Genomic DNA, 17604 nt, shown 5'->3' with positions numbered 1-17604 from the left:
CGTTTCAATAAATCCCGTATAGTTATCTACAAGTTCTTGGAAAGGAGACAGATTATCTTGGACATTACATCGATCTTGAACCAAATGACGTTGGAAGAAAAAATAAATCAATTGATGCAGTTGGCTACTCCATTCTTCCACGGATCTATGGATAGAGGGGAAATTACGGGGCCGATGAAAGCTATGGATGTATCAGAATCTGCAATTATCCAAGCCGGTTCTGTATTAGGCGCTTCCGGTGCAGAGCAGACCATTTCGATTCAACGGGAACATTTAAAACGCAATCGTCTCGGAATTCCACTCTTGTTTATGTCAGATATCGTACACGGATACAAAACCATCTTTCCGGTACCATTAGCATTAGGCTGTTCCTGGAATTTGAATCTTGCGGAAGAATGTGCCGAAATCGCAGCTAAAGAGGCGGCTGTATCTGGAACCCATGTAACGTTCGCACCGATGGTAGACCTTGTCAGAGATCCCAGATGGGGAAGAGTGATGGAGTCTACCGGCGAGGACGCCTATTTGAACAGCGAATTCGCCAAAGCCCAGGTAAAAGGTTTCCAAGGAGATCATTTGAAAGATGATCCTTACCGGGTCGCGTCCTGCGTCAAACACTTCGCAGCGTACGGTGCTGCAGAAGGCGGACGTGATTACAATACAGTAGACCTGTCGCCGCGTGAGCTCATGGAGTCCTATGTACCGGCTTTTCAAGCGGCCATTGACGCAGGCTGCGAAATGGTGATGGCGGCTTTCAATATAGTGGATGGCGTACCCGCTACGGCTAACGAGCCCCTGTTAAAACAGTTACTTAGAGAACAAATGGGGTTTGGAGGTGTCCTGATTTCCGACTGGGGAGCAGTCAAAGAACTCCTCCCGCACGGGGTGGCGGAAGATGAAGCCGATGCTGCCAGACTGGCCATGCAGGCTGGGATAGATATTGAAATGATGACGACCTGCTACTCCAACCATTTGCCAACGAAGGTAAAAGAAGGGACAGTCGAAGAACACCAGTTGGACGAGGCCGTACTTCGCATCCTGCGGTTAAAAGAAAAGCTGGGCTTATTTGAAAACCCTTACAGAGGGGCGGACATCGAAAAGGAGAAGGAATTTGTCCTTTCAGAAAAACATAGAGAGACCGCTTATGATGCGGCTGTACAATCAATCGTCCTTCTTAAAAACAAACGCCACCTTCTCCCTCTCGATCCAAAACGATCCCTCGCATTGATCGGACCATTCATCGACAGCACCGATATACTTGGTCCATGGTCATGGAAAGGATCACCGGAGGATACGGTCTCTGTACACGACGGGATTGGTAAACATTGCGAATCAACCAGGTTGGTATCCGCCGAAGGTTCCCATATCGAGAAGACTTCCTCTTCCCTTTTGGAAGACGCCCTGAAGAAAGCGGCACATGCAGATACCATCTTGTTAGGACTCGGGGAAGCATCCGAAATGAGTGGAGAGGCAGGCTCCAGAACGAACATCCAAATACCCGAAGCTCAAATGCTGTTGTTCCGGGAAATACAGAAGCTTGGGAAGCCGATCGTCGTCGTCTTGTTCAATGGGCGTCCCCTTGATTTAACGGAGATCGAAGCCGGGGCCGATGCCATTCTTGAAGCATGGTTCCCGGGTACAGAAGGCGGGAACGCCATTGGTGATATCCTGTTCGGACAGGCCAATCCCAGTGGAAAGCTTACAATGTCGTTTCCGAACTCAGTCGGACAAGTTCCTCTTTACTATAATCATTTCAATACGGGAAGACCGAAAGACGCTCCTGATGCACAGGAAAGGTACGCGTCCCAATACTTAGACAGTCCGAATGAACCGCTGTTTCCTTTCGGATACGGCCTTAGTTATACAAGCTATCGGTACGATAACATCAAGTCTTCTTCGGGCACTTTATGTTCCGGTGAGAGCATTACATTTTCTATCGATGTGACAAACACAGGAAACATGGCCGGTACAGAAATTGTTCAATTATATATTCAGGACCTCGTTGGAGAGGTCGTACGTCCGGTGAAGGAGCTTAAAGATTTCCAAAGAGTATCTCTGCTGCCGGGTGAAACGAAATGTGTATCGTTCACTATTACAGAAAAGCACCTCCGGTATGTCCATGCCGACCTGTCACGCTCCAGTGATCCAGGTGAATTCAAGACGTTTATCGGAACAAGCAGCCGGGATGTGTCCGAAGTATCCTTCCGTTTAAAAAAAGATGTTAAGGAGAGTCTCCAATGATAAATCACACGCACGAATTAGAAGCAGGACGTTTGAAATTCACTTTTCTCCCAACGGGCGATCTATACAGCATTCGTTATAACAACCTCTTAATCAACCAAGTTTTATCAAACGGAATAGATGGATCGTTGAATAACCTTTACCTCCGCATCCATCAAGATGATGGCACGTATGCAGCCACCCCTCTCCTCGGCATTCAATCACCCAGTACCGTCTGTTTCGGAAACGAAGCAGTAAGCTGGACCGGTGTTTTCGAATCTGTCGCGTATGAGGTCGTATTCCGGCTGTCCGACGATCATCTATGGTTTTGGGATGTGACATTGAAAGGAAATGCCAGGGCGGATCTTTTCTACACACAGGACGTCGGACTTGCAGATATTCAAGCCGTACGATCCAATGAAGCGTACACTTCTCAATACATCGAGCACACGATTTTCAATCAGGAGGAGAAGGGATATATTGTCTCTTCAAGGCAGAACCAGCCTCAAGGTGGTTCGTTTCCTTATCTGCAGCAAGGAGGATTGAGCAGAATTGCCGGATTCTCAACAGATGGATTTCAATTCTTCGGTTTATCCTATAAGGCAACCAACCGTCCTGAAGCTCTTGAAAAACCCACCCTGGCCAACCAGAAATATCAATATGAATTTACCCTGTGTGCCCTTCAGTCGGAGACCATAAAACTGAACGGAGAGGCCACTTACACGTTTTACGGTTTATTCAAAGAGAACCATGCCGAAGCAGTGGAAGAACCGTTTCATCCCGACCATATAGAGAAGGCCTGGAGCAAATCCCGCAATTCTGTACCAGACACGTCTTCCTCTGGCCAACCAAGGTTCAGCGAAATGATCGGTTCTCCTTTAATAACGACAGAACTATCGGAAACAGAACTGCAGGACCTTTACAGCGATCGCATATTGGAGGAGGAAGCAGACGGCACATTATTGTCCTTCTTCACACCGGACTATGCACATGTTGTCCTCAAGCAGAAGGAAGAAACGATGGAACGCCCGCACGGCCATATTTTAATGGATGGGCACAATGATCGCATCCGAAATGATGTGCTCACAACTACTTCCTACATGTATGGCATTTTTAATTCTCAAGTGGCCGTCGGCAATATTTCTATGAACAAGATGATGTCCAACAGCCGCAATCCTCTCAATCTGATTAAGACAGCCGGACAGCGGATATACGTGGAGATGGAAGGAACATACCGTCTCCTTACCATGCCTTCGTTATTTGAGATGGGGCTTAATTATGCGAAGTGGATATACAAGACCTCAGATGAGGTGTTTCTCGTTACGAATTTCATCGATACGGTCGGCAGAGGTATTCAGATGGACTTCCAGGCTGAAAGCGGCAAAAGCTATCGCTGCATCGTGACGAGTCAAATAGTAATGAATGCAAACGAATACGACGCCCCCTTTCATTACGACGTGGAAGAAGGCTCTCTGATCTTCAAGGCGGATGAGACAGCGGCTAGTTATCCCGTCCACCCGGGCCTTCGTTATAGAATGAGTATCTCAGGAACGGATTACGAAGTAGTAGACGAAGACTTCCTGACATCGGGAGTAAAGAAAGGAAGCACCTCCCTCGTCATCATGGCTCTGGAGTCTGCTTCAGAATGGACGCTGCATCTGGCAGGTCATTTAAGTAAGACCCCTGCCCCAACGAAGATGATGGACTTCGGTGTGGAAAAGAAACGCTATCGAAACTATATAAATCAGGTCAGGAACCATTTCCATTTATCTCATGCGGATGAACGGATCAATCGGGAAATGGAGAAGTTCAATGCTTTGAGCTCCTGGTACACCCACAACATGCTGGTCCATTTCTCCACTCCCCATGGTCTGGAGCAATACGGAGGAGCTGCCTGGGGGACAAGAGATGTCAGTCAGGGACCTTTTGAATTTTTCTTGGCGACAGAGAACTATCAAACAGCAAGAGATATCATTCTTCATGTGTATGCCCATCAATACGCCGGAGACGGCAACTGGCCCCAGTGGTTCATGTTCGATGAGTATTCTTCCATACAGCAGGCGGAAAGCCACGGGGACATTATTGTGTGGCCGTTAAAAATGGTCAGTGACTACCTGAAAACAACCGGGGATTACAGCATTCTGAAGGAAGAAATCCCATATACCGAAGCAGACACATATTCCTTCACAGAATCGAAGTTTTCGTTAATCGAACACATGGATCGACAACTATCCTATATGGACCAACATTTCTTACACGACACCTGCCTCCCCTCTTACGACGACGGGGATTGGGACGATACGCTTCAGCCGGCTAAGGAACAGTTGAAGAAGTACTTGGTAAGCAGTTGGACGACGGCTCTGATGTACCAGGCCGTCCATTCCCTTTCCAGCCTGCTCACCGACAAGGATCCCACACGCGCGGAACGTACAAAGAAAATGGCCGACGGAATTCGAAGAGACTACCACCGATTTATTAATAAGACGGATGTCATTCCAGGGTTCATTTATATGGAAGACAAGGAGCACCCGGAATACATGCTTCATCCCCAGGATCAAACGACCGGCATACACTACAGACTGCTCCCGATGCAGCGAAGCATTATCAGTGAATTATTTACGCCGGAAGAAGCTGCCCGTCATTATGAAATCATAAAAAACCAGCTTACTTATCCGGATGGAGTGAGACTGATGAACCGTCCCGCTACTTATCGGGGAGGAGTGAGCACCCACTTTAAGCGGGCAGAGCAGGCTTCCAACTTCGGACGGGAGATTGGTCTACAGTATGTTCATGCACACATCCGCTTCATAGAAGCAATGGCGAAGCTCGGAAAAGATCAAGATGTGTGGGATGGGTTGGCCGTGATTAATCCTGTCCGCATACAAGAAGTCGTACCGAACGCCTCACTACGTCAAAGCAACGCTTATTTCAGCAGCTCCGACGGGGCTTTCCTGGATCGTTATGATGCCCAGGAGCACTTCCATCAATTGAAGGACGGAAGTGTACCAGTCAAGGGCGGATGGCGGATCTATTCCAGCGGTCCCGGTATCTATATGAACCAGCTGATCAGTCAGGCTCTCGGGGTACGGCAGGAAAAGGACAGCATCGTCATCGATCCAGTCGTTCCACCCAATATGGACGGCTTACATTTTCATTTCGATCTTCTCCACCGGCCCGTTACATTCATCTACCATCTGAATTCCGAAGCATCTATGATCACGGCAAACGGAAATAAACTCACATTAAAAAGTACCTCCTCCCCTTACAGGCAAGGCGGATGGAAAATTGCAAAAGGAGAATTAGAACCATACCTTAGCAGCAAAGAAAATACGATCGACATCTATCTTTGAACAACAAAAAGGACTTCCGTCTCCGGAAGTCCTTTTTATTATATCCAGATCCAATCAACCATCCATATCGTCGATGCCATGACAAGAAAGCTCAAAGGCAGACCAACCTTTAAATAATCTTTGAATCGATATCCCCCCGGTCCGTATACAATCAAGTTCGTCTGGTATCCGATTGGAGACAGGAAGCTTGCAGACGCCCCGATGGTTACCAAGATGACAAAGGCCATCGGTTCTACTCCCAGCCTGTTGGCGGCCTCGACAGCGATTGGGAACATTAAGACAGCGGCAGCATTGTTTGTGATCATTTCTGTAAAGAGAGCCGTCAGAACATACAACAGAACGAGGGCTCCGAAAATCCCGAATGGATCGGACAGTCGGATCAGTCCGCGGGCTACCCATTCGGCAGCGCCCGTTTTGAACAAGGCCTGCCCGATTCCAAAGGCACTTGCGATGAGCAGAAGGACGTGGAACTGGACATTCTGCTTGGCTTCATCAGGAGTAACAATCTTGCACAGGAGATAAAAGACGACCAATATACTCATTGCCGTAAACATGGACAGGGCGTTCATGGTGACAAGGCCGATCATTGCGACCAGGGACAGGAGTGCCGTCCACGCCTTCCAACCGCTCATCTTATTTAAGAGCGGGTGTTTCTTAAGCGGTGTAACGACATAAAAATCTTTTGACTGAGCTGCTCTTTCCTGAAAATCAGCTCCTGTCAAAAGCAGGAGCGTGTCTCCGGCTCTCAACTCAATGTCACCAATTTTACTTTCAATCCGTTCATTGTTCCGATGAACAGCGACCACTCCTGCATCAAACGTCGCCCGGAATTGTGTTTCTTTTATCTTTCTATGCAGCAGAGAGGACTGGTGAGAGACGACGACTTCCACAAGTCGGCCGTGTCCGTTCTCCAATTGTTCCAGGGAGACGTCCGTTCCTGTTTTGATCGTCAATCCTTTCTTATCCTGCAGCTCAGCGATCTTGGAAATGATACCAGTGAAGATAAGGCGGTCCCCCGCTTTTATCGTTGTAGAATTCTTAACCGGACACACTTTATCTTTGGAGCGCGCAATTGCCAGCAGATAAACTCCTTCCAAATTACGGAGTCCCGCCTCTTCAACCGTCCGATTGACGGCTGGAAAGTGATTCTCTACAACCACTTCCATCAAATATTGCTTCCGTTCATCCCCGCTTCTTTTATTCAAAGGTTTGTAGTCAGGAAGAATACGGTAACCGACCGTCACCAAATAAACCAACCCGATCAAGCTTGCGGGAAGACTGACTTGTGCAAGAGTGAAAAGACTGTATCCCTCCATCCCCCGCTCCAGCAGCAATCCATGGACGACAAGGTTGGTGGACGTACCCATCAAGGTAAGTATTCCTCCCAAGATGGAAGCGTAAGATAACGGAATCAGAAATTTAGACGGTGATATATTATGATCGGCACACCATTCGCGAACGATCGGTGTCAGCGTTACGACGATCGGTGTATTATTCAAAAATGCCGAAGCACCGGATATCGGTACAAGAAACCGGAACAACGATCTCCTCTCCGACTTCCCTTTCCCGAGCAGGGCTGCCACCGATCTCTCAACCAACCCGCTCTTCTGAATGACACCAGCTATGACGAACAGCATAGCAACCGTCAGCATACCTTCATTGGAGAAGCCGGAAATCGCCTCTTCCGGTGTAATGATGCCCACTGCAAGAAACGCAATCAACGCGACGAACACGATAATATCCGGCCGCGCCACCTCTTTAAATAAGCAGATCATCATCACCAAGACGACCAGCAGCACAAACCCCATCTCCCAGGTCATTGTCAATCCTCCATACCCACCTGTTTATAGTCTTACGAAATTAAATATTCAGAATAATCATCAATTGATATTTAAGTCTATAGGTTTACTCGGAATTACGCAACTCTTTTATAGTAAAATATTTCAAAACTATTGGCAGTGTTCCTTAATTTTGAAAAAAATACGTACCTTCGCCCTGTCTGCAAGCAGGATATGTGGAGAAAATCGCGTCATATATATGAATTCTAGAGATTGGGTACACTACGAATACTTTCAAATCAAAGGAGATGCAGGAATGATGAATAACTGGAAAACACTATCCTTGCTGGCGGCAGTCCCTTTTTTCCTGTTAGCAGGATGTAACGATAATGATGAGGTAAGCAACCCACCTGAGGATGCACCTCAAGAGGAGCAGGCAGAAAATGGTGCAGCAGAGACGGATGAACAATCTTTTCCGTTCACCAGCTTCGACTTAGAGGTCCACTATCCGGAGAACAATACATTTGATGTGGATTATGAAAAGGAGAAAGATGGAATGGAAGCGAGTTATCAAGATGACATGGACGACCAAAACCTTCAGTCCGACGAGGCATTGGCACAAATGACACCTCTGTTCCAGGAGCTGACGTTCGACAAGGACACCGCAGACGATGAGGTCATCAAGCAAGTGAAGGAAGCCTTCAACCTGCCGGATGATTATGAGTCCTTCGAGCTCGACGTCGATTTCCCGGATGGTACGGAGAAAGAATACAGGGATCAGACAAAATAAAGGAAGAACACCTCCGGCAGGATGATCGGAGGTGTTCCTTTTTTATGAAATTATCCCCTCCTAAACTCCTGCCATTCATTGTAAAATAAAAGGAGTACATCCATTACATAATGGAAGCAGGAGGTCGTTCGACTATGTCGGAAGCAAACGCTGTCCAATTTTCAAAGCAGCCACAAACAAGGAAATCCCTCGCGGAGGACCTTAGAAATCTAGGAGTGGAGGAAGGCATGACGGTGCTTGTTCACAGCTCGATGAGTTCGCTGGGCTGGGTGTGTGGAGGACCTGTCACCGTCATCCATGCTCTGCAGGATGTTCTGACACCGACAGGGACCTTGGTCATGCCTGCCCATAGTGCCAACATGTCGGATCCAGCCGGATGGGGGAATCCACCCATCCCTGAATCGTGGTGGGAAACGGTGCGCGCAGAAATGCCCGCCTTTGATCCGGTCATCACTCCTAGTTACTTCATGGGACAGATCGCGGAGGCGTTCCGTTCTTTTCCTGATGTCAAGCGGAGCAACCATCCGGTCTCTTCCTTCGCAGTCTGGGGGAAATACAGCGAAGAAATCACGAAGGACCATTCGCTTGATTTCGGACTTGGGGACCAGTCTCCACTCGCCCGGATTTATGACCGGGACGGGTATGTCCTTTTACTTGGTACGGACTATGAGAGCAATACGTCCATGCATCTCGGGGAATATCGTTCCAAGTGTCTGAAAGAATGTACGAATGGAAGTCCGGTTTATGAAGATGGAAAGAGAGTATGGCGGACTTACAAAGATTTAGAGTATGAGGAAGAACGTTTCCCAACAATCGGAGAAGCATTCGAAAAGGTGCACCAGGTGAAGAAAGCACCGGTCGGAGAGGCAGAAGCCCGTCTGCTTCCCCAGCCCGCAGTGGTGGACTTCACAGAAGCATACCTCCTCCACGCACACCAATAAAAAAAGAGCTTGCGGGATTCAGCCCGCAAGCTCTTTCTCTTGTCTTATTCTTTTTTATCTGAGGAAGCTTTCTGCTCAATCATTTCTGTTTCGTCTAAATAGCGAAGCAGGTCGCCGTAGACGACAGAGTCAGATAGAGCAAGCTCTTCTTCCGCTTGTTTAAATCCGGAAGTACAAGCATCTTCCCCTTCTACCGGTTCGCCGGTCTCCCTGTCATAGCAGTTGCCATTGACACCGACGTACTTTTCATTTGCGAAGTTACCATCACGGTCGATCATCAATTCCTGACGATCTTCACTGAAGAGATCCTGTCCGAATTGAACGGGATTGTCATCTTCCACACCGAGCAGATTCATGATTGTCGGACGCAGGTCGATTTGACCACCGACTGTATCATATTCTTTCGGCTCAATGCCTTCTCCGATGATGAGAAGCGGTACGCGTTGAAGCTGGAACTGTTCGTATTCATTGATATCTTTATCCAAATACTCACCCATGGCTTTCTTATGGTTCTCAGAAATACCGAAGTGGTCCCCATAGATGACCAACACCGTGTCATCGGCCAGATCAGATTTCTTGAATTTCTCTACAAACTGTTTCAATGCTTCATCCTGATAACGAATCGTCTGGAAGTAGTTATTCAGCGTCTTACTGGATGTTTGTCCAGGCTCGATCATCTGTTTATCTTCCGGAAGCGTAAACGGATGGTGGTTCGTCAGTGTAATCATCTTATTATAGAAAGGCTGATCGATCTGTTCCATCTTATCCAGGGATTCATCAAAGAAGTACTCATCGAGAAGACCCCAGTTATAGGATTTATCCTCAGTTACATCAAAATCCTTCTTGGAATAGAAACGATCATATCCGAGTGAATCATACATCGTATCACGGTTCCAGAAGCTGGCATCGTTCGCATGCATAACAGAAGACGTGTACCCTTCTTTGCCTAGCACTTCCGGCGTTGCCTCATATTCATTCCCCGCATGCGTAAAGAATGCAGATCCACGGTTCAATCCATACAAGGAGTTATCCAACAGAAACTCGGAATCGGATGTACGCCCCTGCTTCACCTGGTGATAGAAGTTACTGAAATAAGCCCCTTCTTCTTTCAGGTCGTTCAAGTATGGCGTCAGCTCCTGTCCGTTCACCGTATTATCGACAACAAAGGTCTGCGTACTTTCCAAGGAAAGAGCAATAACGTTCTTCCCTTCTGCAATTCCCTTCATTTCTTCACTAGGCTCCGTCTTTTTCTCATTTAGATAATTCAAGACAGGCGCAAGTTCATTACTGTCAGCGAAAGAACGCTTCGCCTCTGTCTGTCCCTGTAGAACAAGGTCATACGCGTGGAAGTTCAGGACACCAAGGTACTTAACAAGCATGTTCCGGTCGAATGCCCGCTGCAGCAATTCCGTACGCTCAGTCTGTGCCCAGCCGAGGTTCACGACAAACAAAGGAACAGCGATCATCGCAAGGATCAAACCTTCCTTTCGTTTCGGCATGAAACTCTGCAAACGATTTTTTCTTAAGAAGAACAATAGAAATGCAGCGACGAAGACATCAAGGAACAGGAAAATGTCTGTGGCTGACATGATATCGGTGATACTTCCGCCAAGACCGGCAAGGTTTGCCGCCTGACCTAACATCGGAATCGTTAAAAAGTCGTTGTATTCTCTATAAAATAGGACGTTTACATACAATAGTAAGGACCCGAATATATACATCCCCAGCATTCCCTTACGGCCGCCAAGAAGAATACCGACACCGAATAGTAGGAAAATACTGCTCAGTGGGTTGAACGCAAGAATAGCCGCTTCATTGGCATTTTCAATATTCAACGTGAAGACACTGCCCTGAACGTAATACATCTTCGCCCAGAAAATTGCAATGACAGCAGCATAAATCATGAATTTCTTCTTGAATTCGGGGTTTTCCATCTTTGTTTTAAATTTAGAAAACATGATACAACCTCCGTAAATAGTGATCTAATTTATTTATGTTTCATCAATAGCTGATACCAATTAAAATTAAGCATGCGTAGGAGAACAAGATTGATAATACCACATTTACAATAAAAAAACGCAACAATAATGGAACTGTTATATGTTCTTAATACTATTACACCACTATTACACAACAGTTACCGTAAGATGATAAAAAACTCCAGAAAGCGACAGGCGCTTCCTGGAGTTCAGGGGGACTCTTTTTAAACTATATTCTTTACCAGCTCCACAAATGCATCCGCTTTGATTCGTTTCTTGCCGCCACCCTGGACAAAATGCGGTTTTCCTCCGCCTTTTCCCTCGATATGCGGCAACACTTGTTTCGCCACGTCATTCATATTTCTGTCCAGTCCGCTGCCACAGGCAAGTACAAACTGGAGGGCATCTTCCTGTTCACTGACGAGCAGGACACAGGCATCCGTCGTTTCGTTCAACACAGCCTGCCCTAAAGCCTGGAGCTGCTTAATAGAACGGTCCTGATATACTGCAGAGAGAAACTGTTTCTGCTCTCCTTGTTCCACAAGCTCCTTCGCTTCATAGCCGATCAGCTTACTCTCCAAATCCAAGATGTACTTATCCTTCTCTTTGCTTTTTTCATTCAGCTCAACGATTTCCTCCGGCAGCGCCTCCTCGGGACGGGCAACGAGCTGCTTCAACTCCGTCAACAGCCGGTGTTTCTTTCCGAACTGTCCAAGCAGGCGTTCTCCGCAGACAAATTCCAGGCGCACCTGACCCTTATTCTTAGTCCAGCCCAGAAGCTTAACAGCCCTTACTTCCCCGGTCGCCTGCGGATGTGTTCCGCCGCAGCCATTATAATCAACGCCCGGAATCATGACGAGACGGACATTTTCCGTGACGGCGAGTTTCTTACGCAAAGGATGCTTCCCCGCCTCTTCCGCCGTCATCCATGCTGTTTCCACCTTAATATTTTTCAGGATCAAGCGGTTGACCTCTGCTTCCGCTTCTGCAAGCGTTTCTTCCAGAAGCTCAGAAGTATCCAAATCGATCGTCACCGTTTCCTCACCCAGATGGAAGCTGGTCGTCTGCCACTGAAAACGATCTTCCATGACTGCAGAAAGGATATGCTGCCCGCAATGCTGCTGCATATGGTCAAAGCGTCTGGCCCAGTCAATTTCCCCATGGACGGTACCTCCGACGACCATCGGCTCCTCCAAATAATGACGGATATCGCCGTCCACTTCTTCCACACCTGAAACCGGTGCTCCGTTCAAAGCTCCTCGATCACTCGGCTGACCGCCGCCGGTTGGATAAAAGGCTGTTTCTTCAAGTATGACGAAAAATCCGTTATCATCCTGCCCGGTACGGGCAATGGTTGTATCAAATGCTGTCAAATAAGCATCTTCATAATATAATTTCCGTGTCATATACTTTCCTCCTATGTATATCCTACGGGAATCGTAGCATTTTTTCACATGGTGCCGCCACATATTTCCCGGGAAATCGACGAAACAATAAAGAAGACTCCGCTGTTTCCAGCAGAGCCTTCGAGAGTCTTCCTGATAATTATAAAGATCCTACAGCATCGCGGACGGTCGTATTTCCCCCGACCACTTGGAATTCCTTACCGATTGTCGCCTCATTTTCCAATGTCGCAAGAATGACGCTCGCCACGTCTTCACGGGAAATTTCCCCGCGTTCGACTTTCTCTGCCGCTTCCACTTCACCCGTACCCGCATCGTTCGTCAACATTCCCGGGTGGATGATCGTGTAATCCAGATCCGTTCGTCGCAGCCAGTCATCTGCATAGTGCTTCGCAATGACATAAGGAGCGAAAGAAGCCGGTGCTTCCTGAATCGCTTCCCGCGTCGTATCGAAAGAACTGATCATGACGTAGCGCTTCACACCTGCCTGCTTCGATGCTTCGATCGTCTTCACCGCACCGTCAAGGTCGATCATTACTGTTTTATCAGGGCCGGTATTCGGACCGGATCCCGCTGTAAATACGACAGCGTCCACTCCTTTAAACGCTTTTGCAATGGTTTCCGTGTCGTCTTCCAAGTCAATAAGGACCGTTTCGGCTCCTAAATCTTTGAAGTAGGACGCCTGCTCCTCTTTGCGGATCATAGCGACGGCTTCTACTTTTTCGCTGTCCTGGATTTTCTCAACCAGATGTTTACCGACTTGACCATTTGCACCTACTACAAGAACTTTCACTCTCACTCATCCTTTCTATGGAAAACATACATGGTATAGTTTGTTCACCTGTAAGATATGTAACCTTTTTTTATAAAAAGCAAACATCCCAGCTGTTCCTACCACGGGGAAGAAAGGAAAATATTGTTTATTTCTGGATTGTTTGATATATTGAACTGTGACAACTGAATACGTTTTGATTCGGGTGCAGGCGCACAAATGCTGCCTGCTTAAAAGGGAAACCGGTGAAAAGCCGGTGCTGTCCCGCAACTGTAATTGGGAGCGAACTGAAGGACCACTGTCCCCGCCATCAGGTGGGAATGGGAAGGGTTCAGGGAGCGATGATCATAAGCCAGGAGACCTGCCCGTTTCAGCGAGCATCATGTACCTACGAGGATAGGGGGTGTGAAGTGCCGTTTCAGGAGAAGGATGGATACGCATGGCTGCGGATCTTATTTGCTTTTCCTAGGAAGAACGCAGCTTGACAACTTCTTGGGGAAGTTGTTTTTTTATTGGCTTTATTTCCGAATGAAATAGAGGTGTCTCTATGAATGATCCGATAGACAGCTATATCGACCTTTTTAAAGCATCTATTATGAATCAGTTCTACGCCTCTCTTCCAAGTACACTGGAGGAGACGTTCGAACAATGGCAGAAGGAATGCCGTGACTCGGAGGAACGAATTCGTTTAGAAAAAGCATACGCCCTTGTCCGCGAAGAACTTTTCGGTAAGCATTCGCTGTCCTGATCTTATTTTTGTAAGCGGTTACTATAAGGAGGATGTCTATGCCTGATCAAATGATCTATCGACCTGGTCTTGATGGTGTGATTGCTGCTGAGACGCAGCTTTCCTACCTGGATACAGAGAAAGAGGAAATTGTCATCCGCGGCTATGAACTGATTGAGCTTGCCGGCTGTAAGACCTATACAGACTTGATTCATCTTCTGCTTCACGGCAGTCTCCCTGCAGGTGCAGAACGATCAAATATCGAAGCTAATTTAATAAAGGAATATTCCCTGCCGCAAGGTTTTTTTACGCTTTTCGAAAAGCTTCCGTCCTCTACACACCCGATGGATGCGCTGCGCACAGGTGTTTCCGCCCTTGCCGGTCACGATGAAAGGCTGGAAGACCGCTCACCGGAGGTCATGCGTACGACAGCGCTGCGTTTATTGGCTAAAATTCCGAACATCGTCGCTAACAGTTACCACATCCTGCAGCAGGAACCGGTCATCGAGCCCACGGAGGAACTCTCTTACAGCGCGAATTTCTTATACATGATCACCGGTACGATACCATCGGAGCAGGAGGTGAAGTTCTTCGACCTTTCCCTGTTGCTCTACAGCGAGCACGAAATGCCGAACTCGACCTTCACCGCCCGGGTCATCGCATCGACGAATGCCGACCTGTATGGTGCCTTGACCGGTGCCGTCGCCTCCTTAAAAGGGAATCTTCACGGCGGTGCGAATGAAGCGGTCATGCATATGCTGCTTGAAGGCAAGACGACCGACGGATTCCGTCACCTGCTCTATGAAAAGCTCCAGAAGAAAGAAAAGGTGATGGGATTCGGTCATCGAGTGTATAGGAATCGCATGGACCCACGGGCTTCCCTCATGAAAGAAGCTCTTCGGGAACTCGCAAAAGAAAAAAAACGTGAAGACCTGTTTGACATGTGCGAAGCAGGAGAAGCCGTCATGAAAGAAGAAAAAAATCTATATCCGAATCTGGATTACTACGCTGCTCCTGTCTATTACCTTCTTTCTGTTCCAATCGCTTTGTACACGCCGATCTTCTTTGCTGCAAGAACCCTCGGCCTCTGTGCCCATGTCACAGAACAATACGCCAACAACAAGTTGTTCCGTCCCCGTGTCCTTTATTCCGGCCCGCGGGATCTGCATCCATAAAGGAAGAAAGCCGGGCTGCCTGCCCGGCTGTATGGTACATATTCTTTGTAAAGGTGGAGATGAAATGGAAGAAGTGAAAATGAATACCCTCAAGGAAACCGATCCATTATTGGAGGAAATCGCTGCTTATGCGGTTCACGAAGAAGTTACCAGCGAGGAAGCGTTGCAGACAGCCCAGTACGTCCTGATGGATTCGCTTGGCTGCGGGTTTCTCGCCCTTCGATACCCGGAATGCACGAAACACCTCGGTCCCATCGTTCCTGGTACTATCGTTCCTGACGGCTCGCGTGTCCCGGGGACTTCCTATGAATTGGATCCTGTTCATGCCGCCTTCAATATCAGCTGTATGATTCGTTGGCTCGACTACAATGACACGTGGCTCGCTGCCGAGTGGGGGCATCCCTCCGACAACCTGGGAGGAATCCTGGCCATCGCCGACTATATCAGCAGGAGGCGACTGGCCGCAGGGGAAGCTCCGCTCCACATGAAGGACGTGCTCGTGAACATGGTGAAGGCCCACGAAATTCAAGGTGTCCTTGCACTTGAGAACAGCCTGAACAGAGAAGGTTTGGACCACGTCCTTTACGTAAAAGTCGCAACAGCCGCCGTTGTTACAGCGATGCTCGGCGGGACGAAGGAAGAAGTCACCGATGCCGTCTCGCAGGCATGGGTCGATAATTCCAGTCTCCGCACATACCGCCACGCGCCAAACACCGGATCACGGAAATCCTGGGCTGCCGGTGATGCGACAAGCAGGGGTGTCCGTCTGGCTTTAATGACGAGAAAAGGAGAAATGGGATATCCCACAGCACTATCTGCGCCAGGGTGGGGCTTTCAGGATGTCCTGTTCAGCGGGAAAAAGCTGACACTGGCCCGCCCGCTCGGTTCCTATGTCATGGAGAATATCCTGTTTAAAATCGCATACCCAGCCGAGTTTCATGCCCAGACGGCTGCGGAAGCCGCCGTCCAGCTCCACACGGAAGTAAAAGACAGACTTTCCGACATTGCCAGGATTACCATCACAACCCATGAATCGGCGATTCGGATCATTGATAAGAAAGGACCGCTGCACAACCCTGCGGATCGCGATCACTGCCTGCAGTACATCACAGCTGTCGGATTGATTTACGGCACCCTGAACGCCGACCACTATGAAGATGACACGGCCCGGAATCCGGATATCGACCGACTAAGAGGGTTGATGACAACGGTGGAGTGCGAGGAATACAGCCGCGATTACCTCGATCCGGATAAACGTTCGATCGCCAATGCTGTTCAGGTATTCTTTACAGACGGTTCCTGCACTGAACAAGTGGCAATTGAATACCCCCTTGGCCACCGCAGACGCCGGGATGAGGGAATCCCGCTTCTTTTGAACAAGTTCCAGGACAATTTGAAGACACGCTTCCCATTCCGTCAGGTGAACCGGATTATGAATCGATGTGAGGATTACGACCAATTAGTCGATACATCCGTGCCTCAATTCATGGAATTATTCCGTATATAAGGAGGAGAACGTATCATGACATGGATAGTGGAACCTACATCGACCCAGCCGGAACGAGCAGCAGCGTTCAAGCGATTGATGGAAGAACAGGAACTGCTCAGGATTCCCGGTGCCCATGACGGCATGTCTGCCAAAATAGCCAAAGACGTCGGGTTCAAGGCCCTTTACTTATCAGGTGCCGCCTATACTGCCAGCCGTGCACTGCCCGACCTCGGCATGATTTACTCCAACGAAATGGCAGCAAAGGCACAAGAGTTGATCCGTGCCTCCGACCTTCCCTTACTTGTCGATATCGACACCGGATACGGCGGGACCATCACCGTCGCCCGCGCAGCGATGGAAATGGTAGAGGCAGGAGTTGCTGCCGTTCAAATCGAGGATCAGCAGCTCCCGAAGAAGTGCGGCCACTTAAACGGAAAAACACTTGTCGATACAGAAGAGATGATGCAGAAAATCCGCACGATTAAAGAAACGGCTCCTACCCTCCTGGTCGTCGCCAGAACAGATGCTAAGTCAGTGGAAGGAATGGATGCGGCGGTCGAACGTGCGAATGATTATGTAAAAGCGGGCGCAGATGCTGTTTTTCCAGAGGCTTTGACAAGCGAGGAAGATTTCAAAAAGGCGTCCGATGCCATTCACGCCCCTCTTCTGGCCAACATGACGGAATTCGGGAAAACCCCGTATTTCACCGGGGAAGACTTCGAGGCATTCGGAATGAACATGGTGATTTATCCTGTCACCTCCCTTCGCGTCGCTGCTAAAGCCTACGAACGGATTTTCACGGAAATCCTGACCCAAGACACACAAAAGCACAAATTGTCCGACATGCAGTCCCGTGAAGAGTTATACGAAACGATCAACTATTATGATTATGAAGCACTGGACAAGAAAGTAGCCAAAACCATCCTCCCTGAAATCGGAAGGGAATCAAAATCATAAAAAAAGCCCCGGGATGCCTCTCCCGG

The 17604-nt window shown here is 48.3% G+C and carries 12 protein-coding genes and 1 riboswitch; of the genes, 8 read left to right on the top strand and 4 right to left on the bottom strand.

Annotation, left to right across the window (positions count from 1 at the left end; all coding sequences use genetic code 11):
• Window positions 1–54 precede the first annotated feature (54 nt).
• The gene (locus tag D479_RS05185) at window positions 55–2238 is read left to right on the top strand and encodes a glycoside hydrolase family 3 N-terminal domain-containing protein (protein WP_277422401.1); all 2184 of its coding nucleotides are present in this window, start codon (window positions 55–57) and stop codon (window positions 2236–2238) included.
• Window positions 2235–5567: a hypothetical protein gene (locus tag D479_RS05180; protein WP_008634425.1), complete on the top strand. Its 3333-nt coding sequence runs from the start codon at window positions 2235–2237 to the stop codon at window positions 5565–5567. Before D479_RS05185 ends, D479_RS05180 begins: the two co-directional genes overlap by 4 nt.
• Window positions 5568–5605: 38 nt before the next feature.
• Here D479_RS05180 and D479_RS05175 read toward each other — a convergent pair whose 3' ends face one another.
• The gene (locus D479_RS05175) at window positions 5606–7387 is read right to left on the bottom strand and encodes an SLC13 family permease (protein WP_008634422.1); all 1782 of its coding nucleotides are present in this window, start codon (window positions 7385–7387) and stop codon (window positions 5606–5608) included.
• Window positions 7388–7661: 274 nt separating this feature from the next.
• Between D479_RS05175 and D479_RS05170 the strand changes: the two genes are divergently transcribed.
• Together D479_RS05170 and D479_RS05165 are read left to right on the top strand one after the other, a co-directional pair.
• Window positions 7662–8135 carry a YusW family protein gene (locus D479_RS05170; protein ID WP_008634420.1) on the top strand — a complete coding sequence of 158 codons (474 nt, stop codon included), beginning with the start codon at window positions 7662–7664 and terminating at the stop codon, window positions 8133–8135.
• Window positions 8136–8269: 134 nt separating this feature from the next.
• On the top strand, window positions 8270–9076 hold the full coding sequence (locus D479_RS05165) for an AAC(3) family N-acetyltransferase (protein WP_008634418.1): 807 nt from the start codon (window positions 8270–8272) through the stop codon (window positions 9074–9076).
• Window positions 9077–9120: 44 nt separating this feature from the next.
• Here the strand turns inward: D479_RS05165 and D479_RS05160 are convergent, their stop codons facing one another.
• From D479_RS05160 to D479_RS05150, 3 genes are all read right to left on the bottom strand, one after another.
• On the bottom strand, window positions 9121–11034 hold the full coding sequence (locus tag D479_RS05160) for an LTA synthase family protein (protein ID WP_008634417.1): 1914 nt from the start codon (window positions 11032–11034) through the stop codon (window positions 9121–9123).
• Between the two features lie 245 nt (window positions 11035–11279).
• Window positions 11280–12461, bottom strand: coding sequence for a DHHA1 domain-containing protein (locus D479_RS05155; protein WP_008634414.1), 1182 nt, complete (start codon window positions 12459–12461; stop codon window positions 11280–11282).
• A gap of 139 nt (window positions 12462–12600) precedes the next feature.
• Complete coding sequence (locus tag D479_RS05150; protein WP_008634412.1) at window positions 12601–13251, bottom strand: SDR family oxidoreductase; 651 nt, start codon at window positions 13249–13251, stop codon at window positions 12601–12603.
• Between the two features lie 165 nt (window positions 13252–13416).
• Window positions 13417–13614, top strand: a riboswitch (cobalamin riboswitch).
• A gap of 163 nt (window positions 13615–13777) precedes the next feature.
• Here D479_RS05150 and D479_RS05145 point away from each other — a divergent pair.
• The 4 genes from D479_RS05145 to prpB all read left to right on the top strand — a co-directional run bounded on the left by D479_RS05145 (window position 13778) and on the right by prpB (window position 17578).
• Window positions 13778–13978, top strand: a complete 201-nt coding sequence (locus D479_RS05145) for a hypothetical protein (RefSeq protein WP_008634409.1) — start codon at window positions 13778–13780, stop codon at window positions 13976–13978.
• Between the two features lie 38 nt (window positions 13979–14016).
• Window positions 14017–15132: a citrate synthase gene (gene mmgD / locus D479_RS05140; RefSeq protein ID WP_008634407.1), complete on the top strand. Its 1116-nt coding sequence runs from the start codon at window positions 14017–14019 to the stop codon at window positions 15130–15132.
• Between the two features lie 64 nt (window positions 15133–15196).
• A complete protein-coding gene (locus tag D479_RS05135) occupies window positions 15197–16639 on the top strand; it encodes a bifunctional 2-methylcitrate dehydratase/aconitate hydratase (protein ID WP_008634405.1) in 1443 nt (480 codons plus the stop codon).
• Between the two features lie 15 nt (window positions 16640–16654).
• Window positions 16655–17578 (top strand): methylisocitrate lyase, encoded by a 924-nt coding sequence (gene prpB, locus D479_RS05130; protein WP_008634403.1) that lies wholly within the window; start codon window positions 16655–16657, stop codon window positions 17576–17578.
• The last annotated feature ends 26 nt before the right edge of the window (window positions 17579–17604 follow it).

Source organism: Halobacillus sp. BAB-2008 (assembly GCF_000328325.1).
Taxonomy (GTDB): Bacteria; Bacillota; Bacilli; order Bacillales; family Halobacillaceae; genus Halobacillus.
This window is presented reverse-complemented; position numbering and strand designations above follow the sequence as displayed.